Genomic DNA, 19,801 nt, shown 5'->3' with positions numbered 1-19,801 from the left:
ATATGCTTGGCGATGCTGCCACTGTTGCATCCTGCAAGGATTCATAAGTTCACGTTTTGTTCACGGTCACTCGAACACTGTCCCGTGATTTCAAGGCCCTGGGCCCTGTTCCTGATATATGTGCGCAGCATTTGCCAAGCATCTGTTTCATCGAAGAATTTTCAAGGACTTCCAGCGGAATGTCCGCTTGACCCCCTAAGGGCCATTCGATACCTTCGGCTCAAGGATCCAAAAATTCCCAGGTTTGCCCATCTCCTCCCAATTCGTTCCAGAGCGACGGGCCGTTCCAGAGCGGCGGGCGGAAACGGGCACCAGGGCAGAGGGGTCCGCTTCGGAAAGTCCTGGTCCAGATTTCGGGGCCTGGCCTGAAAGATCGCCCCCGGCGATCGGACCGGCCAGCCATGGAGGGCAACGCCAGCAGGGCTCCGGTCCCTCCGGAGCAGAGTGGTCTCGAGGAGTTCGCCGGGTGGCGCTGTTCCTGTCGACATTCGAAAAGCCGATCGACAAGAAGGCTCGCGTGTCGGTGCCCCCTCAGTTCCGTGCTGCTCTTGGCAACCAGGAGTTCAAGGGTATCGTCGCCTATCCGTCGTTCATCAACCCGGCGGTCGAAGCCTCTGGCTACGATCGTATCCTTCAATTGTCGGAAAGTATCGAGACGTTCGATCCGTTCTCGGAAGAGCGTGACGCCTTCGCGACCGCCATCCTCGCCGAATGCCAGCAGCTGCCCTTCGATACCGAAGGTCGTGTGGTGCTGTCGAAGCGGCTGATGGAGATCGCGGGGCTGGAAGACAAGGTGATCTTCGTGGGCAAGGGCCGTACCTTCGAGCTGTGGCAGCCGGAGCGTTTCGCCGAGCACCAGGCGGCGGCGCGCGAGCTGGCGCTGGCCAATCGTGGCCGGCTGCGGCTCGATCCCACGCGCGCGCCTGCGATCGGCCGGCCGGCCCCGGCCGCCTCCGTCGAACCCTCCGAAGGCGGGGAGGGCGCATGATCATGTCCATGTCCGCGACCACCGCTCCCCATGTTTCCGTGCTGCTGCCCGAGGTGCTGGCCGCCTCCGCCCCCGTCGAGGGCGCGGTGGTGGTCGATGCGACCTTCGGGGCCGGCGGCTATTCCCGCGGCTATCTGGCGGCCGGCGCCGCCCGGGTCTACGGCATTGATCGCGACCCGACCGCGGCCGAGGCGGGCCGGGCGCTGGAAGCCGAGAGCGGCGGCCGCTTCCGCTTTCTGCAGGGCCGGTTCGGCGACATGGAAGCGCTGCTCGATGCCGCAGGCGAGCCGATGGTCGACGTGGTCGCCTTCGACTTCGGCGTGTCGTCCATGCAGCTGGATCAGGCGGAGCGCGGCTTTTCCTTCCGCCATGACGGGCCGCTCGACATGCGCATGGAGCGGGCGGGCATGAGCGCCGCCGATTTCGTGAACACAGCCGAAGAGCGCGAGATCGCCGACGTGATCTGGATCTATGGCGAGGAGCGGGCCTCGCGCCGGGTGGCGCGGGCGATCACCCGCGGCCGGCCGTTCGAGACCACGGCGGCGCTGGCCGAGGCGGTGCGTTCCGCCCTGCCGCCGCGCGGCCGCGACCAGATCGACCCGGCGACCCGCAGCTTCCAGGCGATCCGCATCCATGTGAACGACGAGCTGGGCGAGATCCTGCGCGGGCTGGTGGCGGCCGAGCGCCGGCTGAAGCCCGGCGGCCGTCTGGCGGCGGTCACCTTCCACAGCCTGGAAGACCGGCTGGTGAAGCGGTTCCTGACCGCGCGGGCCGGCCGCGGCGCCAACCCGTCGCGCCATGTCGCGATCGTGGCCGACCGCGACCGCACGGCCCCCAGCTTCGCCATTGCCGGCACGCGGCCGATCATTGCGGGCGAGGCCGAGACCGCCGCCAATCCGCGGGCCCGCTCCGCCAAGCTGCGTGCCGCCCGGCGCACCGATGCCGCCGCCTGGGATGCCCCCGCCGATGCCCAGGGCCTGTTCAGGGAGCCTGCCCGATGATCCGTCCCGGCACCGTCCTGCTTCTGGGCTGCACCGCCGCGATCGCGGCCGGTCTGTTCTGGGTGAAATACCGGGTCGCGAGCCTGGAGGATGCCTATGTCGCGCGCAATGCCGAGTTGCTGCGCGAGCAGGAGGCGATCCACGTGCTCAAGGCCGAATGGGCCTATCTGAACAATCCCGAGCGGCTGGAGCGGCTGGCGGGTGAATATCTGGAGATCAAGCCGCTCGAGGGGCGCCAGCTGGTGAGCCTGGCCTCTCTGCCGCTGCCGCGCGCCGAGACCGAGCCCCGGCCGAAATCCAAGCCCGGTACGCCGCCGGCCTCGTGGCCGCTGGTCGATCATGTGCCGGCGCCGCGCAATACGACCGTCGCTGCCGCACAGCCGGCGCCGCGATCCTCCATCGATGCGGCCGTGGACAGTGTTCTCGATCAGGGCGGCGTGGTGTTGACAGGGGGTGCGCGATGACCCGCGACGACCGCTTCGGTCCCCGCCGCGACGATCGCGGCCGCCCTGAGAACACGGCGCCCGAGGCCCCGCGCAAGCCGCGCGTGCCGCTGCCGCGCGCCCGCCGGGTGCGGCTTGGCGTCGCCCGGGCGGTCAAGCTCGACGGCAATGTGAAGCAGGCGCTGGAAACGGGGCGCAACCGCGTGCTGTTCACCGCGGCCTTCTTCGCGCTCGCCTTCATCGCGCTCTCGATCAAGCTGATCGCGGTGGGCGTGCTGCATGAAGGCGGCGAGCCCCGGGTCGCCCGTGGCGCGCCGCCGCCGCAGCTGGTGCTGGACCGCGCCGACATCACCGACCGCAACGGGGTGCTGCTGGCCTCCAACCTGATCACCGCCTCGCTCTATGCCGATCCCAAGCTGGTGCTGGATCCGGTGGAGTCGGCGGTCAAGCTGCGCACGGTGCTGCCGCATCTGAACCAGACCGATCTGATCGCCCAGCTGTCGGGCGACCGGCGTTTCGTCTGGATCCAGCGCGGTCTGAAGCCTGAACAGCAATACGAGATCAACGCCCTCGGCATCCCCGGGCTCTATTTTCAGCGCGAGCAGCGCCGGATCTATCCCCAGGGGCGGCTGACCTCTCATGTCATCGGCTTCACCAATATCGACAACACCGGCCGCGGCGGGCTGGAGCAGGGGCTGGACCGCACGCTGCGGGAACGCGCCGAAACCGGCCGCGGGCCGCTGGTCACCTCGCTCGACATCCGCGTTCAGCAGGCGCTGCGTGACGTGCTGCGCGATGCGATGCAGGAATTCCAGACGATCGGTGCGACCGGCATCGTGATGGATGCGCGCAATGGCGAGATCCTGGCCATGGTGTCGCTGCCCGATTTCGACCCGAATGCGCCGGTCAATCCCCAAGACCCGGCGATGTTCAACCGGGCGACGCTCGGCGTCTATGAAATGGGCTCGATCTTCAAGGCCTTCACCGCCGCCGAGGCGCTGGATGCGGGCGTGGTCAAGATCGACGGCGGCTATGACGCGACCGACCCGATCAAGATCGGCCGCTTCACCATCCGCGACTTCCATCCCGAGCGGCGCTGGCTGAGCGTGCCCGAGATCATGCTCTATTCGTCCAATATCGGCGCCGCCAAGATGGCGCTGGCGGTGGGCGCCACCCGGCAGCAGGACTATATGCGCCGCTTCGGCTTCCTGACCCCGGCCCGGATCGAGCTGCCGGAAGTGGGCCTGCCTCAGGCACCCCATCCGTGGCGCGAGGTCAACGTGATGACCATCGGCTTCGGCCATGGTGCGGCGGTCAGCCCGCTTCAGGCCGTGGGCGGCATGGCGGTGCTGATGAATGGCGGCTACAAGGTGCCGGCGACGCTGATCAAACATCAGCCGGGCGAGCGTGTGGTGCGCGAGCAGATCATCAACGAGCAGGTCACCGCCCAGGTGCGCAAGATGATGGTCAGCGTGGTCCAGGACGGCACCGCCAAGAAGGCGCAGGTGCCGGGCTATCTGGTTGGCGGCAAGACCGGCACGGCCGAAAAGGCCGGCGCCGGCGGCTATCGGCGCAAGGCGCTGCTGACCTCGTTCCTGGGCGGCTTCCCGATGCAGGATCCGCGCTATGTGGTGCTGGTCACGCTCGACGAGCCCAAGCCCACGCCCAAGACCTATGGCTATTCGACCTCGGGCTGGAACGCCGCCCCGACGGCGGGTGAACTGATCCGCCGGATCGCGCCGATCCTGGGCGTGCGGCCGATGTCGGCCGATGGCAGCCCCAACCCGATGCCGGTGCTGCCGCAGAACCGCGACAACGAGCTGCGCTATGCGCTGGTGGGCGACGAGGACGAAACCTCCGTCACCGCCGATCTTCCCCAGTCGGATACCGAGGTGACGAATGCGGCTTATTGAGCTGATCGACCGCGATGCGACCGCGATCGGCGGTGATACCCGGATCACGGGCATCACCGCCGACAGCCGCGCCGTGCGGCCGGGCATGCTCTTTGCCGCCGTTCCGGGCACGGTGCGTGACGGCCGTGACTTCATTCCCGAAGCCGTGGCGGCGGGGGCCGTCGCGGTGCTCGCGCCCACAGGTACGGTGGTGCCGGCGGGTGTTGCACTGGTCGAAACCCCGGAAGTGCGTGGCGCGCTGGCGCGGATGGCCAGCCGCTTCTATCCGAAGCGGCCGGGCGTGATCGCGGCTGTCACGGGCACCAACGGCAAAAGCTCTGTGGTCTCGTTCACCCGCCAGATCTGGGTGCGGCTGGGATTGGCCGCCGCCAGCCTCGGCACGCTCGGCTATGACGGGCCGGGCGATCTGGCGGCGCCGGGGCTGACCACGGTCGACCCGGTGGCCCTGCATCGCCTGCTGGATCAGGCGGCGCGGGCCGGGGTGGGGCATCTGGCGATGGAAGCCTCCAGCCATGGGCTGGATCAGCACCGGCTGGACGGGATCGCGCCGGTCGCGGTCGCCTTCACCAACCTCACTCATGATCATCTGGACTATCACGGCACGATCGAGGCCTATCGCGACGCCAAGCTGAAGCTGTTCGCCGAGATCGCGGCGCCGGCCGGCTATGCGGTGATCAATGCCGACAGCAGCCATTACGACCATTTTGTCCGCGCGGCGCTGAAGCGGCCGCTGGCGGTGATCGATTACGGCCGCAAGGCCCGGGTGCTGCGCCTGGTCTCGGTGGAGCCGATGACCGGTGGCGGCCTGCATGTGGCGATCGAATATCGCGGCCAGCGCCACGAATTCGGCTTGGGGCTGACCGGCAGCTTCCAGGCGCACAACGTGCTGGCCGCCATGGGGCTCGCCATCGGCTGCGGCGCATCGCCCGAGGCGGTGGTGGCGGCGCTGCCTTATCTGAAGGCGGTGCCCGGCCGGATGGAGCAGGTCGGCACCAGCGCCGCCGGCGCGCCGGTTCTGGTCGACTATGCCCATACCCCCGATGCGCTGGAGACGGTGCTGAAGGCGGTGCGCCCCCATGCCCACGACCGGGTGGTGACGGTGTTCGGCTGCGGCGGCGATCGCGACCGCACCAAGCGGCCGGCGATGGGGAAGATCGCACTGCGCGAGGCCGACCACGCCATCGTCACCGACGACAATCCGCGCAGCGAGGACCCGGCCGCGATCCGCGCCGAGATTCTGGCGGCCGGTCCCGGCCTGGTCGAGATCGGCGACCGGGCGGCGGCGATCGATGCCGCGATTGCCGGCCTTGGGGCCGGCGACGTGCTGGTGATCGCCGGCAAGGGCCACGAGACCGGCCAGAAGATCGGCGACCGGGTGCTGCCCTTCGACGATCGCGAGGTCGCGCGCGCGGCGCTTCATGCTCATGGTGGGACCGTGATCGGGGGAGGGGCGGCATGAACGTCACGCGGCCTCTCTGGACCATCGAAGCGGTGGCGACGGCAACCGGTGGTTCCGTTTCGGGTGTCGATGCCGCCATCTCGGGTGTCGCGATCGACAGCCGGGAGGTGCGGCCCGGCGATCTGTTCGTGGCGCTTCTGGGCGACAGCAATGATGGCCACGACTATCTGGCGGCGGCGCTGGCCAATGGCGCGGCCGCGGCCCTGGTCCACCGGGTGCCCGAAGATCTGCCCGCCGATGCGGCCGCAAGACTGATCCGGGTGGGTGACACCATGGCCGCCCTGCAGGCGCTGGGTGCAGCAGCCCGGGCCCGTTTCGGCGGCCGGGTGGTGGCGGTGACCGGCAGTGTCGGCAAGACCGGCACCCGTGGCGCCATCGCCCGCGCGCTCGGCGCCTATGGGGTGGTCCATCAAAGCCTGCGCAGCTTCAACAATCATTGGGGCGTGCCGCTGTCGCTGGCGCGGATGCCGGCCGATGCCGATTATGCGGTGCTGGAGCTGGGCATGAACCATCCGGGCGAGATCGACGCGCTCTCGCGCCTCGCCCGGCCGCATGTGGCGCTGGTCACCAAGGTGGCGCCGGCGCATCTCGGCAATTTCCGCAACGAGGAAGAGATCGCCGACGCCAAGGCCGAGATCTTCAACGGGCTGGAAGCCGACGGCGTGGCGGTGCTGAACCGCGACAACCGGCATTTCGACCGGCTGGCCGCGGCGGTGCTGCTGGGCCATCCCGCGACCCGCATCGTCGATTTCGCCGCCAGCCGCCACGGCGCCCAGCGCGCCATGATCCGCCTGATCAAGGCGACGCCGGCGGGTGGCGGCACGGCGGTCGCGGCCGAGGTCGCCGGCCGGCCGGTGGATTTCGTGATCGGCGTGCCCGGGGCCCATTGGGTGGAGAACGCGCTGGCGGTGCTGGGCGTGCTGCACGGGCTGGGGCTGGAGCCGGGCCCGGGGGCGGCGGCGCTGGCGGCGCTGGAAGCGCCCGAAGGCCGCGGCACCCAGATCCGCATGCCCACCGCCGGCGGCGGGCTGCTGGTGATCGACGAAACCTACAACGCCAACCCGGAATCGATGCGGGCGGCGATCGCGCTCGGGGCCGATCTGGCCCGGGCCGAAGGCGGCCGGCTGGTGGTGGTTCTGGGCGACATGCTGGAGCTGGGCGATCACGCCGAGCGTCTTCATCGAGAACTCACAGCTCCCCTCGTTGACGCGGGGGTGGCGGTCGTCTACACCGCCGGGCCGGCCATGGTGCATCTCCACGATGGGCTCGATCCCGATCGTCGGGGCGGCCATGCCGACACGGCGGAAGATCTGGCACCTGCCGTCGTCCGGGGCGTCGCTCCGGGGGATGTGGTGCTGGTCAAGGGGTCGCGCGGCATGCGCATGGAACGGGTGATCGCGGCCCTGAAGGCTGCGGGTGCCCGGCCTGCGGACACGGATACGGACAAGGGTTAACGGGCCGCGGCACCGGCAGGGCTGCCGGTGGCCGACACGGTTTTGGAGCACGCATGCTTTTCAATCTGCTCTATCCGCTTTCGAGCGATCTGAGCTTCCTGAACGTCTTCCGGTACCTGACGTTCCGGACGGGCGGCGCTTTGATCACGGCGCTGCTGATCAGCTTCGTGCTCGGCCCCAGTCTGATCCGCTGGCTGCGTCGCAAGCAGCGCGAGGGTCAGCCGATCCGCAGCGACGGCCCCGAGCGGCATCTGATCGAAAAGCGCGGCACCCCCACCATGGGCGGCGTGCTGATCCTGACCGGCGCCGGCCTCTCCACCCTGCTCTGGGCGGACCTGACCAGCGCCTATGTCTGGATCGTGCTGATGGTGACGCTGGGCTTCGGCCTGATCGGCTTCGCCGACGACTACCTGAAGGTCGTCCGGCGCAACCCCAAGGGCCTGCCCGGCAAGGCGAAGCTGCTGCTTCAGACCCTGATCGGCGTCGCCGCCGCGGTCTGGGTGCAGTACATCGCCCTCGACGATCAGGCCTCGGGTCTTGCCATCCCGTTCGTGAAGAACGTGTTGCTGGATCTGGGCCTGCTGTACGTGCCTTTCGCGGTGTTCGTGATGATCGGGTCGAGCAATGCGGTGAACCTCACCGACGGGCTCGACGGCCTGGCCATCGTGCCGGTGATGATTGCGGCGTCGAGCTTCGCCTTCATCGCCTATCTGGTCGGCAATGCGATCTATGCCGAATACCTGCAGGTTCACTACGTCCCCGGCACGGGTGAGCTGACGGTGCTCTGCGGCGCCCTGGTGGGCGCCGGCCTCGGCTTCCTCTGGTTCAACGCGCCGCCGGCCATGGTGTTCATGGGCGATACCGGCTCGCTGTCGCTGGGTGGTGCGCTGGGGGCGATCAGCGTGGTGACCAAGCATGAACTGGTACTGGCCGTGATCGGCGGGCTGTTCGTGCTGGAGACCGTCTCGGTGATGGTCCAGGTCGCCTCGTTCAAGCTGACCGGCAAGCGCGTCTTCCGCATGGCGCCGTTGCACCATCACTTCGAGAAGAAGGGCTGGGCCGAGAGCACCATCGTGATCCGCTTCTGGATCATCGCCTTCGTCCTGGCCCTTGTCGGCCTGTCCACCCTCAAGCTGCGCTGAAGAGGCGAGCCCGTCCCATGAGCCCGAACCCGATCTCAACCCTGATCCCCGATGCCACGCTGCCGACCCCGGTCGTGCCCGGCGTTGCGGGGCGGTGCGTGGTCGTGGCGGGGCTTGCGCGGTCGGGGCTCGCCACCATCCGGGCGCTGAAGGCCGGCGGTGCCCGGGTCATCGCCTGGGACGACAACCAGCCAGCCCGTACGGCCGGTGCCGAGGCCGGGGCCGAGGTGCTGGCGCCGGATGCCATCGACTGGAAGGCGGTCGACCTGCTGGTGGCCGCCCCCGGCCTGCCGCTGCACTTCCCCCGCCCGCACGAGACCGTGCGTCGGGCGCGGGCCGCCCATGTCGCGATCACCGGCGATGTCGACCTGCTGTTTGCCGCCTGCGGGGAGGCGCGCTATGCCGCCATCACCGGCACCAACGGCAAGTCGACCACGACCGCGCTTCTGGGCCATATCATCGGCCGGATCGCCGGCACCACCGCCGAGGGCGCACCGGCGCGTGCGGCGGTCGGCGGCAATCTCGGCATCGCGCCGCTGGCCCTGCCGGCGCTGGGTGCGGCTGACCTTTACGTGCTGGAGCTGTCGTCCTATCAGCTGGACCTGACCAGCCGGTTTGCGGCCGATGTCGGCGTGCTGCTGAACCTCAGCCCCGATCATATCGACCGCCATGGCGATTTCGCCGGCTATGTCGCGGCCAAGCGCCGGCTGTTCGATCAGCAGCCGGCCGGCGCCACCGCGGTGATCGGCTGCGACGACGGCCCGTCGATCGAGGTCTTCGATGCACTCGCCGCCGAAGGCCGGCTGCGGGTGATCCCGATCGCCGCCACCCGCCCGGTGGCCGGCGGTGTCTGGGTCGACGAGGATTTCCGGCTCATCGACGACCTGAACGGCGGCGCCCGGCCGGTGATGAACCTGGCCGGCATCGACACGCTGCGCGGCCGCCATAACGGCCAGAACGCCGCCGCCGCCTATGCCGCCGCCCGGGCGCTCGGCCTTGCCCCCGACGACATCTCCGCCGGCATCCGCAGCTATCCGGGCCTGGCACATCGGCTGGAGACGGTGGGCCATATCGGCCCGGTCGCGATCGTCAACGACAGCAAGGCGACCAATGCCGAGGCCACCCGCCCGGCGCTGGATGCCTTCCGGCGGATCTACTGGATTGCGGGCGGGGTCGCCAAGGCGGGCGGTATCGCATCGCTCCGGCCGTGGTTCGACCGCGTCGCCCATGCCTATCTGATCGGCGAGGCCGCCGAAGGCTTCTCGCGCACGCTGGGAGACGAGGTGCGGTGGACGGCCAGCGGCACGCTGGAGGCGGCGCTGGATCAGGCGCTGGCCGATATCGCCGCAGACGCCCAGGCGGGGGAGGGCACGGCGCTGCTGCTGTCGCCGGCCTGTGCCTCTTTCGACCAGTTCAAGAGTTTCGAGCATCGCGGCGACGTGTTCCGTGCCGCGGTCGCCGCCCGGCTGGAGGGACGGTCATGATCGCCTTCGCCCGCACCGATACCAGCCTCGTCGCCCGCTGGTGGTGGACCGTCGACCGGGTCGCCCTGCTGCTGATCCTGCTGCTGGTGCTCGCCGGCATCGTGTTGACCATGGCGGCCTCGCCCGCCGTCGCCAACCGCATCGGCGCGCCGACCTATCATTTCGTCATCCGTCAGGCGCTGTTCGTGATCCCGGCGGTGCTGGTGATGATCGGCCTGTCGCTGCTCAGCCCCGATCAGGTGAAATCGGTCGGTGGCATCTGCTTCGCCGTCTTTCTGCTGCTGCTGGCCCTGGTGCCGGTGGTCGGCACCGAGATCAAGGGCGCGCGCCAGTGGATCGGCGCCGGCCCGATCGCGATCCAGCCCTCGGAATTCGTGCGGCCCTTCTTCTGCATCACCACCGCCTGGGCGCTGGCCGATGCGCGGGTGCGGCGCAATCTGACCGGCTATCTGGTCACGGTCGCCATGCTGGTGGGGGTGGTCGGTTTCATCGTCGCCCAGCCCGATTTCGGCATGACCATGCTGGTGCTCGGCACCTGGTCGGTACAGGTCTTCGTCGCCGGCCTGCCCTGGATCCTGGTGGCGCTGGTGGTCGGCGGCGGCCTGGCCGGCCTGGTCGGCGGCTATCTGATGCTCGACCATGTGGCCAGCCGCATCGACCGCTTCCTCGACCCGTCGAGCGGCGACAACTACCAGATCATGACCTCGCTTTCGGCGATCCAGAATGGCGGGCTGATCGGCCGCGGCCCGGGCGAGGGCCTGGTCAAGGCGGTGCTGCCCGACGCCCATACCGACTTCATCTTCGCGGTCACCGCCGAGGAATTCGGTGCGCTGGCCTGCCTGCTGATGATCGCGGCCTTCGGCGGCATCATCCTGCGCGGCTATATGCGGATGATGCAGGAACGCGACCTGTTCGTCGTGCTGGCGGTCTCGGGCCTGCTCGGCAGCTTCGGTCTGCAGGCCTTCATCAATATGGGCGTCGCGGTCCATCTGATGCCGACCACCGGCATGACCCTGCCGCTGATCTCTTATGGTGGCTCGTCGCTGGTCGCAACCGCAGCCGGGCTCGGCATGATGCTGGCGCTGACCCGCCGCCGCTATCTGGAGGGCACGCGATGACCGCTCTCCGCACCGTTCAGACCCGCGGCCGCATCGTCGTCACCACCGGCGGCACCGGCGGCCATGTCTTCCCGGCCCGGGCACTCGCGGCCGAGCTGATCCGGCGCGGCTGGACGGTCGATTTCGCGACCGACGCCCGGGGCGTCGCCCATGTCCGCATGCCCGAGGGCGTGGATGTGCATGCGCTGCCCGCGGGCGGCGTGTCCGGCATGGGGATGGGGCGGCGGATCAGGGGCGCTATCGAGCTGCTGCGCGGTGTGGCCAGGGCCCGCGGCCTGATGCGCCGTCTGGCGCCGGCCGCCGTGATCGGCTTCGGATCTTACGCCGCCCTGCCGGCGACGCTGGCGGCGCTGCTCGCCGGGTTGCCGGTGGGTTTGCATGAACAGAATGCGGTGCTGGGCCGTGCCAACCGTCTGCTCGGCCGCAAGGCGCGGCTGCTGGCGCTGTCGGTGGCGGACACCAAGGCGGTGCCCGATGCGGCGCGCCCGCGGGTGCGGGTGACCGGCAATCCGGTGCGGGCCGAGGTGGCGGCGGTGGCCGACATGCCCTATGCCGCCCCGGCGGCGGACGCGGAATTCGTGTTGTTTTCGACCGGCGGCAGCCAGGGCGCACGCTTTCTGGGCACCACCCTGCCCAGGGCAGCCGCCCTGCTGCCGGCGGCGCTGAAGGCCCGCACCCGGCTGGTGATCCAGATCCGGCCCGAGGACATGGCCGGGGCCGAGGCGGCGTTGGCCGGTCAGGGCTTCGCCGCGGTCGAACTGGCGCCCTTCTTCGCCGACATGCCGGCGCGGCTGGCCGCGGCCCATCTGGTGGTGGCGCGGTCCGGTGCCTCCACCGTCGCCGAACTGGCGGCCGCCGGCCGGCCGTCGCTGCTGGTGCCGCTGCCGGGGGCGATCGACGACCACCAGACCGCCAATGCCCGCGCCCTGGTCGATGCCGGCGCCGCGATCGCCATGGCCCAGCCTGCGGCAACGCCCGAGGCGCTTGCCCGGGTGATCGCCGATCTGGCGGAAGACCCCGCCCGGCTGGCGCGCATGGCAGAGGCGGCGCTGGGCGTCGGCCGGGCCGATGCCGCATCCAGGCTTGCCGATCTGGTCGAGGCCCTGGCCGAAGGCCGGGCGCTGCCGGCCGATACCGAGGGTGGCCTTCGGGCCGCCGCGACCAACCAGACCCCGACGGGCGGCGCGCTGCCGTTCGGCGGGCGCGAGGAGACCGCATGAGGCGCATTCCGCTCACCATCGGCACGCTGCATTTCGTCGGCATCGGCGGCATCGGCATGTCGGGCATCGCCGAGATCCTTCAGGGCCTCGGCTACGACGTGCAGGGCAGCGACATCGCAGAGAACGCGAATGTCCGGCGGCTGCGCGCGAAGGGCGTGCGCGTCGCCATCGGCCATGCGGCGGAGAACATCGCCAATGCCGCGGTGGTCGTCGTCTCCTCGGCGATCCGCCAGGACAATCCGGAACTGGTCGAGGCGCGCCGGCGCTTCCTGCCGGTGGTGCGCCGCGCTGAGATGCTGGCAGAGCTGATGCGGCTCAAATCCGCGGTGGCGGTGGGCGGCACCCATGGCAAGACCACCACCACCTCTCTGGTGGCGGCGGTGCTGGATGCGGGCGACATCGACCCCACCGTGATCAATGGCGGCATCATCAACGCCTATGGCACCAATGCCCGCCCGGGCGAGGGCGAGTGGATGGTGGTGGAGGCGGATGAAAGCGACGGCAGCTTCCTGAAGCTGCCGGCGACGATCGCCATCGTCACCAATATCGACCCCGAGCATCTGGACCACTACCGCAGCTTCGCCGCGGTGCGCGAAGCCTTCCGGACCTTTGTCGAGAACATCCCGTTCTACGGTCTGGCGGTGCTGTGCAGCGACCATGCCGAGGTTCAGGCCCTGATCGGCCAGATCCAGGACCGCCGGATCGTGACCTACGGCTTCAACCCGCAGGCCGATATCCGGGCGGTGGACGTGCGCCACGACGTCGACGGCGCCCGCTTCACCGCGGTCATCCGCGACCGGCGGGCGGGGTCGGAACGGCGGGTCGCCGATCTGCATCTGGCCATGCACGGCCCGCACAATGTCCAGAACGCGCTGTCGGCGATCGCCGTCGCCGACGAGCTGGGCATTCCCGACGAGGCGGTGCGCAAGGCGCTGGCCGGCTTTGCGGGTGTGAAGCGCCGCTTCACCGTCACCGGCGAGGCGAACGGCGTGCGGGTGATCGACGATTACGGCCACCACCCGGTGGAGATCGCGGCGGTGCTGCGCGCCGCCCGCGGCGTCGCCCGGGACCACAAGGTGGTGGCGGTGGTCCAGCCGCACCGCTACAGCCGGCTGATGAGCCTGTTCGAGGAATTCTGCACCTGCTTCAACGACGCCGACACCGTGGTGGTGGCCGATGTCTATGCGGCGGGCGAGACCCCGATCGAGGGCATCGACCGTGACGCCCTGATCGAGGGGCTGCGTGCCCGCGGCCATCGCCATGTGGTGGCGCTGGACGGGCCGGAGACGCTGGCCGCCGTGGTGAAGCCGCTGGTGTCGAGTGGCGACATGGTCGTGTGCCTGGGCGCCGGCAACATCACCGCCTGGGCCGAAAAACTGCCGCGCGAACTGGCTGCTGCCGAAGGGGAGGCCGGCGCGTGATGACCGATGCCGCCCTGACGCAGACCATCCGGCACGCCGCCGCCGACGGGGAGGGCGGTGCCGCCGCCCTGCCGCTGGCCGGCCGCCTGCCGGCGGTGCGCGGGCGGATCAGCCATGGCGCGATGCTGGACCGGGTGACCTGGTTCCGGGTCGGCGGCCCGGCCGAGGCGCTGTTCAAGCCGGCCGGCGTGCAGGATCTGGCCGATTTCCTGGCCGCCCTGCCGGCCGATGTGCCGGTGACGGTGATCGGTGTCGGCTCCAACCTGCTGGTGCGCGATGGCGGTGTGGCCGGTGTCGTGGTCAGGCTTGGCCGGGGCTTCGTCGACATGGAGGTCGACGGCACCGAGGTGATCGCCGGTGCCGGGGCGCTGGATGTGAACGTGGCCGAGATCGCCCAGCGGGCGGGGCTCGCCGGGCTTGAATTCCTGTCGGGCATTCCGGGCACCATCGGCGGCGCGCTGCGGATGAATGCCGGGGCCTATGGTGCCGAGATCGCCGATGTCCTGGTCTCGGCCACCGCGGTCGACCGGGCCGGGCGCATCCACGAGGTGCCGGCCGCGGCGCTGGGCCTTGGCTATCGCCACTCGGCGGCACCTGCGGACTGGATCTTCACCGGTGCGCGTCTGCGCGGCCGGCCGGGCGATCCGGCGGCGATCCGCGCGCGGATGGACGAGATCCGGGCGCAGCGCGAGGAAAGCCAGCCGGTCCGGTCCCGTACCGGCGGCAGCACCTTCCGCAACCCGGAAGGGGCCAAGGCCTGGGAGCTGATCGACCGGGCCGGCTGCCGCGGATTGCAGATCGGCGCCGCCCAGGTCTCGGAACGGCACTGCAACTTCCTGATCAACACCGGCGGCGCCACCGCCGCCGAGATCGAGGCCTTGGGCGAGGAGGTGCGCGCGCGGGTGCGGGCCGCTTCGGGCATTGAACTGACCTGGGAAATCCGCCGCATCGGCCGTCCGGCCGGTGCGGTGCCGGGGGCAACCACGGACGAGAGCGGGAGCAAGGCATGACCACGCAGCATGTGGCGGTACTGATGGGCGGCATGTCGGCGGAACGCGAGGTTTCGCTGACCAGCGGCCGCGCCTGTGCCGAGGCGCTGCGCGGCGAGGGCTATCGGGTGACCGAGATCGATGCCGGTGCCGACCTTGGTGCGAAGCTGGCCGAGATCCGCCCCGATGTGGTGTTCAACGCCCTGCATGGCCGCTTCGGCGAGGATGGCTGCGTGCAGGGCGTGATGAACCTGATGCGGCTGCCTTATACCCATTCCGGCCTGCTGGCATCCGCCATCGCCATGGACAAGCCGGTCGCCAAGCGGCTCTACGCCGCCGCCGGCCTGCCGGTGGCCGAGGATCGGGTGATGCATATCGACGAGATCGGCCGCGAGCATCCGATGGCGGTGCCCTATGTGCTGAAGCCCGCCCAGGAGGGGTCGAGCGTCGGCGTGCGGATCGTGCGCGACGAAAGCGAGACCCCGCTCGGCAACCGCAGCTGGACCCACGGTCCCGTGGTGCTGGTGGAGCGTTACATCCCCGGCCGCGAGCTGACGGTCGGCGTGATGGACGGCAGGGCGCTGGGGCTGACCGAGATCCGGCCGGTGCAGAACTTCTACGACTACGAGGCCAAGTACACCGACGGCCGCGCCGTGCATCTGGTGCCCGCACCCGTGCCCGAGGACCTGGCCGTGCGGGCGAAAGAGATTGCCGAGGCGGCCCATCGGGCGCTCGGCTGCCGCGGTGTCAGCCGCGCGGATCTGCGCTGGGACGATACCAAACCCGGCACCGAGGGGCTGATCCTGCTGGAGGTGAACACCCAGCCGGGCATGACGCCGCTGTCGCTGGTACCCGAGCAGGCCGCCGCCGTGGGGATCGCGTTCGGGCCTTTGGTCAGATGGATGGTGGAGCACGCTGCATGCGACGCCTGAGCACCGAAGACATCCGCGTCAAGCGGGTCACCACCCATGGCTTCGAAGGGGCGGAGGAAGCCGCCGCCCTGGCGGAAGCTTTGCGCCGCCGCCGGCGTCGGCCGAAATGGCTCAGGCCCGCGGCCATCTGGGGGCGCAGGCTGGGGGTGCTGGCGCTGGTCGGCGGCGCCGGCTGGTGGCTGTGGTCGTCCGGCACCGCCGGGGCGGCGGCCGACGGCGCCCATGATTTCGCGGTGATTCAGGCCGGCCATCTGGGGCTGGCCGTGAAGGAAATCTATCTGGAAGGGCGGTACGAAACGAAGCCCGGACAGGTACTTGGGGCAATGGCTGTTGACCAGGGCACGCCGATGCTGGCGCTGGACCTGGACCAGATGCGCCTCAGGCTGGAGCAGCTGCCCTGGGTCGAGCGCGCCTCGATAGAACGGCGCTGGCCGGACACGCTTTACGTCCGCATCCGCGAGCGTCAGGCCGCCGCCCTCTGGCAGGTCGGCGACGGCCATATCCTGGTCGACCGCAAGGGCGCGCTGATCGAAGGCGTGGATGTCGGCCGCTTCGCCTATCTGCCGGTGGTGGTGGGCGACGATGCACCGCAGCTGGTGGCGCAGCTGCTGGACCTGGTCGAAACCGCCCCCGATCTGGCCGACCGTTTCGTGGCGGGGGTCCGGGTCGGCGGCCGGCGCTGGGACGTGCATCTGAAGGACGGCGTGGTGGTGCGCCTGCCGGCCCGCGGTGCCGTCGAGGCCTGGAAGCGGCTGGCCGAGGTGGAGCGCGATCACGGCATCCTCGAAAAGGCGATCACCTCGGTCGATCTCAGGATCGCCGGTCAGTTCGCCGTCCGTCTGACCGATGCGGCGGCGCTGACCGAACGGATGAAGCCCGAGGTCAAGCGGCCGCCGGGCGCGGCCGCGACCGGCCCGGGGCTCGATGCCTGACCCCGGGCCGGATGCCCGACGGCGAAGACGACGACGACGGCAACGATAACGACGACTGCGAACGGCCCCTGGGGCCACTCAGTGTGCATCGCACAAGCGGGAAGGTGGGAAAACATGGCGAAGGGGCGCGGCGGCCTGATTGCGGCACTCGACATCGGCACCACCAAAGTGGTGTGCTTCATCGCCGAGGGTGACGGCCATGGCCGCTGGCGCGTCCGCGGCATCGGCCATCAGGCGGCGCGCGGTCTGCGCGCCGGGATGATCGTCGACATGGTCCAGGCCGAGGCCTCGATCCTGGCGGCGGTCCATGCGGCCGAGCAGATGGCGGGTGAAACCATCGAGCGGGTGGTGGTGGCGCTGCCCTCGACCGTGATGTCCAGCCATCTGATCGATCTGGAGGTCGAAATCGCCGGCCATGCGGTGGCCGATGCGGATATCCGCCGGATCTATGCCGAAGGCCGGCGCATGTTCCTGGGCGACGACCGGGCCGTGATGCATGCCCTGCCGGTCGATCATTCGATCGACGATGCTGGCGGCATCCGCGATCCGCGCGGCATGTATGGCGAGCGGCTGGGTGTGAGCATGCATGTCGTGACCGCCCAGTCGAGCCCGTGGCGCAATCTGGAGCTGTGCATCGCCCGCTGCCATCTGGAGATCGAGGCGGTGGTCGCCTCGCCCTTCGCCGCCGGCCTCGCCTGCCTGGTGGAGGACGAGCGCAATATGGGCACCACCGTCGTCGACATGGGGGGCGGTACCACCACCATGGCGGTGTTCTTCAACGGCAGCCTGATCCATGTCGACGGTTTCGGCGTCGGCGGGCTGCACGTCACCCGCGACATCGCCCAGGTGCTGGAGACGCCGCTGGTCCATGCCGAGCGGATGAAGACGCTGTATGGCTCTGCGATCGCGACCCCGTCGGATGCCCGCGAACTGATCGAGCTGCCGCGGGTGGGTGAACCCGACGGCGTGCAGAACGTCCCGCGCTCGCTGCTGGTGAACATCGTCCGCCCCCGGGTGGAGGAGACGCTGGAGCTGATCCGCGAGCGCCTTGAAAAGAGCGGCCTTGCCGAGGTGGGTGCCAAGCGCGTGGTGCTGACCGGCGGGGCGTCGCAGCTTCAGGGGCTGCGCGAACTGGCGGGCCGGGTGCTGGGCCGTCAGGTCCGGCTGGGCCGGCCGATCGCGGCCTCGGGAGAGCTGGAACAGTCCGGCGGCGCCGGCTTCTCGGTCGTCACCGGCCTGATCGCCCATGCCGTGGCGGATTGGGGCGAGGTGGGCGAGCGCGATGCCGGGCCCGATGCCGGCCGCGGCACTTTCGGCCGGCTGGGCCGCTGGCTGAAGTCGAATTTCTGAAGACCCGAAGTTTCCCGTCCCCGTGTCGGCGATCGCGGCGGGGGCGGATCCAAGTCCGAGCGACCAGGAGGCAACACGTCATGTCCCTTAATCTCAGCATCCCCGACAGCATGCAGCTGACCCCGCGGATCACCGTGGTCGGTGTGGGCGGCGCCGGCGGCAACGCCGTCAACAACATGATCAACGCCCAGCTGGAAGGCGTGGAGTTCATCGTCTGCAACACCGATGCGCAGGCGCTGAACCAGAGCCAGGCCGAACGCCGCATCCAGCTTGGCCAGATGATCACCCACGGCCTGGGCGCGGGTGCGCGTCCCGAGGTCGGCCGCGCCGCCGCCCAGGAGACGATGGAGGAAATCTCCGAATATCTGGACGGCAGCCACATGGTGTTCGTCACCGCCGGCATGGGCGGCGGCACCGGCACCGGTGCGGCGCCGGTCATCGCCCAGATCGCGCGTGAGAAGGGCATCCTGACCGTCGGCGTGGTCACCAAGCCCTTCCACTTCGAGGGCACCCGCCGCATGCGGCTGGCCGATTCGGGCATCGACGAGCTGCAGAAGTATGTCGACACCCTGATCGTGATCCCGAACCAGAACCTGTTCCGGGTCGCCAACGAGCGCACGACCTTCGCCGACGCCTTCAAGATGGCCGACGACGTGCTTTATGCCGGCGTGCGCGGCGTGACCGACCTGATGGTCATGCCCGGCCTGATCAACCTGGACTTCGCCGACATCCGGACCGTGATGAGCGAGATGGGCAAGGCGATGATGGGCACCGGCGAGGCCGGTGGCGACAACCGCGCGATCGAGGCCGCCGAGGCCGCGATCTCGAACCCGCTGCTCGACGACGTGTCGATGAAGGGTGCGCGCGGCGTGCTGATCAACATCACCGGCGGCGGCGACATGACCCTGTACGAGGTCGACGAGGCCGCCAACCGCATCCGCGAGGAAGTCGATCCCGAGGCGCATATCATCTTCGGTTCGACCTTCGATCCCAGCCTGGAAGGCACGGTGCGCGTGTCGGTGGTCGCCACCGGCATCGACGCCGAAGAGGTCGCCCGCCAGCGCGCCCGTCGCGAGCAGGAGGCGGAAGCTGCCGCTCGCGGCCAGTCGCAGGCCCGTAACGAGAGCCAGCAGGCGGCCGCCATGCAGCAGGCGCCGCAGATGGCGGCGTCGGGCGGTGCCCGCCGGACCGTGGTCGAGAACCCGGCGCCGGTGGTCACCACCGCCCGCAGCGAGGGGGGCCGCAGCGCCCAGCCGCAGATGCCCCGCGGCGAGGTCGAGGACGGCAGCTTCATCGCGCCCGAGCCGGTGCGTGCGCCCGAGCGTCAGCCCACCCGCATCGAGGCGGCTGAAGAGCCGCTGGCGCTGGAGCCGGCTCCGCGTGCGGTGGAGCAGCAGCCCGCGCGGGCGGTGGTCGATGACCGCCCGGCGACCGAGGCGGCGCCGCGCAAGTTCTCGTTCCTGCAGCGTATGACCGGCGCCCATCGCCGCGAGAGCGAGGCGACTGCCCGTCCGGCGGCGGAAGAGCCGCGGCGTGCGCCGCGGCTCGACCATGTCGATGGCGGTGCCACCGCGCGTCAGCAGCCGGCCGACGAGGAGAACGACCTGCTGGAAATCCCGGCCTTCCTGCGCCGTCAGGCGAACTGACGGCTGCGGCGACGCCGCGGATCGACGACGACACCAAGGGGGACGCCGGGGCTGCGCGCGCTCAATCATGCGTGCAGCCGGTCCCGCCGACATGAACGCACCACCCCTAGCCCCCCGCCCCGGCAGCCTCCGCCGGCGGGGCGGGTGGTTGCGAACGCTCTTGCGCGTCCGGTCGCTCGGCATCGCGCAGGCGGGCGCCGGCTCGTGCCCTTGCGGCACGGGCCGGCGCTTTCATGCAGGGGTGTTGTTACAATCGGTAACAAAGAGTGATTTGAGCCTGGACGCCGGGCTTGCTACCTGTTCACTGAC

At 70.0% G+C, this 19,801-nt stretch carries 16 protein-coding genes; all 16 read left to right on the top strand.

The window, feature by feature from the left end:
- The first annotated feature begins 466 nt into the window (after positions 1–466).
- The 16 genes from TMO_RS25040 (at position 467) to ftsZ (ending at position 19,492) form a co-directional block, all read left to right on the top strand.
- Positions 467–988: a division/cell wall cluster transcriptional repressor MraZ gene (locus TMO_RS25040; protein WP_014747849.1), complete on the top strand. Its 522-nt coding sequence runs from the start codon at positions 467–469 to the stop codon at positions 986–988.
- Positions 985–1,989 carry a 16S rRNA (cytosine(1402)-N(4))-methyltransferase RsmH gene (gene rsmH, locus TMO_RS25035; protein ID WP_014747848.1) on the top strand — a complete coding sequence of 335 codons (1,005 nt, stop codon included), beginning with the start codon at positions 985–987 and terminating at the stop codon, positions 1,987–1,989. The genes TMO_RS25040 and rsmH overlap by 4 nt, the downstream gene beginning before the upstream one ends.
- Positions 1,986–2,453, top strand: coding sequence for a hypothetical protein (locus tag TMO_RS29980; RefSeq protein ID WP_014747847.1), 468 nt, complete (start codon positions 1,986–1,988; stop codon positions 2,451–2,453). The genes rsmH and TMO_RS29980 overlap by 4 nt, the downstream gene beginning before the upstream one ends.
- Positions 2,450–4,345 (top strand): peptidoglycan D,D-transpeptidase FtsI family protein, encoded by a 1,896-nt coding sequence (locus tag TMO_RS25025; protein WP_014747846.1) that lies wholly within the window; start codon positions 2,450–2,452, stop codon positions 4,343–4,345. Before TMO_RS29980 ends, TMO_RS25025 begins: the two co-directional genes overlap by 4 nt.
- Positions 4,332–5,804, top strand: a complete 1,473-nt coding sequence (locus tag TMO_RS25020; protein ID WP_014747845.1) for a UDP-N-acetylmuramoyl-L-alanyl-D-glutamate--2,6-diaminopimelate ligase — start codon at positions 4,332–4,334, stop codon at positions 5,802–5,804. Before TMO_RS25025 ends, TMO_RS25020 begins: the two co-directional genes overlap by 14 nt.
- Complete coding sequence (locus TMO_RS25015) at positions 5,801–7,258, top strand: UDP-N-acetylmuramoyl-tripeptide--D-alanyl-D-alanine ligase (protein WP_014747844.1); 1,458 nt, start codon at positions 5,801–5,803, stop codon at positions 7,256–7,258. Before TMO_RS25020 ends, TMO_RS25015 begins: the two co-directional genes overlap by 4 nt.
- A gap of 53 nt (positions 7,259–7,311) precedes the next feature.
- A complete protein-coding gene (gene mraY, locus TMO_RS25010; RefSeq protein WP_014747843.1) occupies positions 7,312–8,400 on the top strand; it encodes a phospho-N-acetylmuramoyl-pentapeptide-transferase in 1,089 nt (362 codons plus the stop codon).
- A 17-nt stretch (positions 8,401–8,417) separates the two neighbouring features.
- Complete coding sequence (murD, locus tag TMO_RS25005) at positions 8,418–9,884, top strand: UDP-N-acetylmuramoyl-L-alanine--D-glutamate ligase (RefSeq protein WP_014747842.1); 1,467 nt, start codon at positions 8,418–8,420, stop codon at positions 9,882–9,884.
- Positions 9,881–11,002 carry an FtsW/RodA/SpoVE family cell cycle protein gene (locus tag TMO_RS25000; protein WP_014747841.1) on the top strand — a complete coding sequence of 374 codons (1,122 nt, stop codon included), beginning with the start codon at positions 9,881–9,883 and terminating at the stop codon, positions 11,000–11,002. The genes murD and TMO_RS25000 overlap by 4 nt, the downstream gene beginning before the upstream one ends.
- The gene (gene murG, locus TMO_RS24995) at positions 10,999–12,222 is read left to right on the top strand and encodes an undecaprenyldiphospho-muramoylpentapeptide beta-N-acetylglucosaminyltransferase (protein ID WP_014747840.1); all 1,224 of its coding nucleotides are present in this window, start codon (positions 10,999–11,001) and stop codon (positions 12,220–12,222) included. Before TMO_RS25000 ends, murG begins: the two co-directional genes overlap by 4 nt.
- The gene (gene murC / locus TMO_RS24990; RefSeq protein ID WP_014747839.1) at positions 12,219–13,643 is read left to right on the top strand and encodes a UDP-N-acetylmuramate--L-alanine ligase; all 1,425 of its coding nucleotides are present in this window, start codon (positions 12,219–12,221) and stop codon (positions 13,641–13,643) included. The genes murG and murC overlap by 4 nt, the downstream gene beginning before the upstream one ends.
- Entirely contained in the window at positions 13,643–14,653 is a 1,011-nt protein-coding gene (gene murB / locus TMO_RS24985; RefSeq protein WP_014747838.1) for a UDP-N-acetylmuramate dehydrogenase, read from the top strand. The genes murC and murB overlap by 1 nt, the downstream gene beginning before the upstream one ends.
- Positions 14,650–15,564: a D-alanine--D-alanine ligase gene (locus tag TMO_RS24980; protein ID WP_014747837.1), complete on the top strand. Its 915-nt coding sequence runs from the start codon at positions 14,650–14,652 to the stop codon at positions 15,562–15,564. The genes murB and TMO_RS24980 overlap by 4 nt, the downstream gene beginning before the upstream one ends.
- On the top strand, positions 15,552–16,496 hold the full coding sequence (locus TMO_RS29975; protein ID WP_014747836.1) for a cell division protein FtsQ/DivIB: 945 nt from the start codon (positions 15,552–15,554) through the stop codon (positions 16,494–16,496). Before TMO_RS24980 ends, TMO_RS29975 begins: the two co-directional genes overlap by 13 nt.
- Before the next feature lie 114 nt (positions 16,497–16,610).
- Positions 16,611–17,846, top strand: coding sequence for a cell division protein FtsA (ftsA, locus tag TMO_RS24970; protein ID WP_014747835.1), 1,236 nt, complete (start codon positions 16,611–16,613; stop codon positions 17,844–17,846).
- An 80-nt stretch (positions 17,847–17,926) separates the two neighbouring features.
- Positions 17,927–19,492 (top strand): cell division protein FtsZ, encoded by a 1,566-nt coding sequence (gene ftsZ, locus TMO_RS24965; protein ID WP_014747834.1) that lies wholly within the window; start codon positions 17,927–17,929, stop codon positions 19,490–19,492.
- The last annotated feature ends 309 nt before the right edge of the window (positions 19,493–19,801 follow it).

The organism is Tistrella mobilis KA081020-065 (assembly GCF_000264455.2).
In the GTDB taxonomy this organism is placed as follows: domain Bacteria; phylum Pseudomonadota; class Alphaproteobacteria; order Tistrellales; family Tistrellaceae; genus Tistrella; species Tistrella mobilis.
Note: the sequence above shows the minus strand (reverse complement) of the source record. Positions and strands in the feature narration are given on the sequence as shown.

Coding starts and splice junctions, on each gene's coding strand:
- rsmH (WP_014747848.1), top strand. CDS start 985: ATGATCATGTCCATGTCCGCGACCACCGCTCCCCATGTTTCCGTGCTG.
- TMO_RS29980 (WP_014747847.1), top strand. CDS start 1,986: ATGATCCGTCCCGGCACCGTCCTGCTTCTGGGCTGCACCGCCGCGATC.
- TMO_RS25025 (WP_014747846.1), top strand. CDS start 2,450: ATGACCCGCGACGACCGCTTCGGTCCCCGCCGCGACGATCGCGGCCGC.
- TMO_RS25020 (WP_014747845.1), top strand. CDS start 4,332: ATGCGGCTTATTGAGCTGATCGACCGCGATGCGACCGCGATCGGCGGT.
- TMO_RS25015 (WP_014747844.1), top strand. CDS start 5,801: ATGAACGTCACGCGGCCTCTCTGGACCATCGAAGCGGTGGCGACGGCA.
- mraY (WP_014747843.1), top strand. CDS start 7,312: ATGCTTTTCAATCTGCTCTATCCGCTTTCGAGCGATCTGAGCTTCCTG.
- murD (WP_014747842.1), top strand. CDS start 8,418: ATGAGCCCGAACCCGATCTCAACCCTGATCCCCGATGCCACGCTGCCG.
- TMO_RS25000 (WP_014747841.1), top strand. CDS start 9,881: ATGATCGCCTTCGCCCGCACCGATACCAGCCTCGTCGCCCGCTGGTGG.
- murG (WP_014747840.1), top strand. CDS start 10,999: ATGACCGCTCTCCGCACCGTTCAGACCCGCGGCCGCATCGTCGTCACC.
- murC (WP_014747839.1), top strand. CDS start 12,219: ATGAGGCGCATTCCGCTCACCATCGGCACGCTGCATTTCGTCGGCATC.
- murB (WP_014747838.1), top strand. CDS start 13,643: ATGACCGATGCCGCCCTGACGCAGACCATCCGGCACGCCGCCGCCGAC.
- TMO_RS24980 (WP_014747837.1), top strand. CDS start 14,650: ATGACCACGCAGCATGTGGCGGTACTGATGGGCGGCATGTCGGCGGAA.
- TMO_RS29975 (WP_014747836.1), top strand. CDS start 15,552: ATGCGACGCCTGAGCACCGAAGACATCCGCGTCAAGCGGGTCACCACC.
- ftsA (WP_014747835.1), top strand. CDS start 16,611: ATGGCGAAGGGGCGCGGCGGCCTGATTGCGGCACTCGACATCGGCACC.
- ftsZ (WP_014747834.1), top strand. CDS start 17,927: ATGTCCCTTAATCTCAGCATCCCCGACAGCATGCAGCTGACCCCGCGG.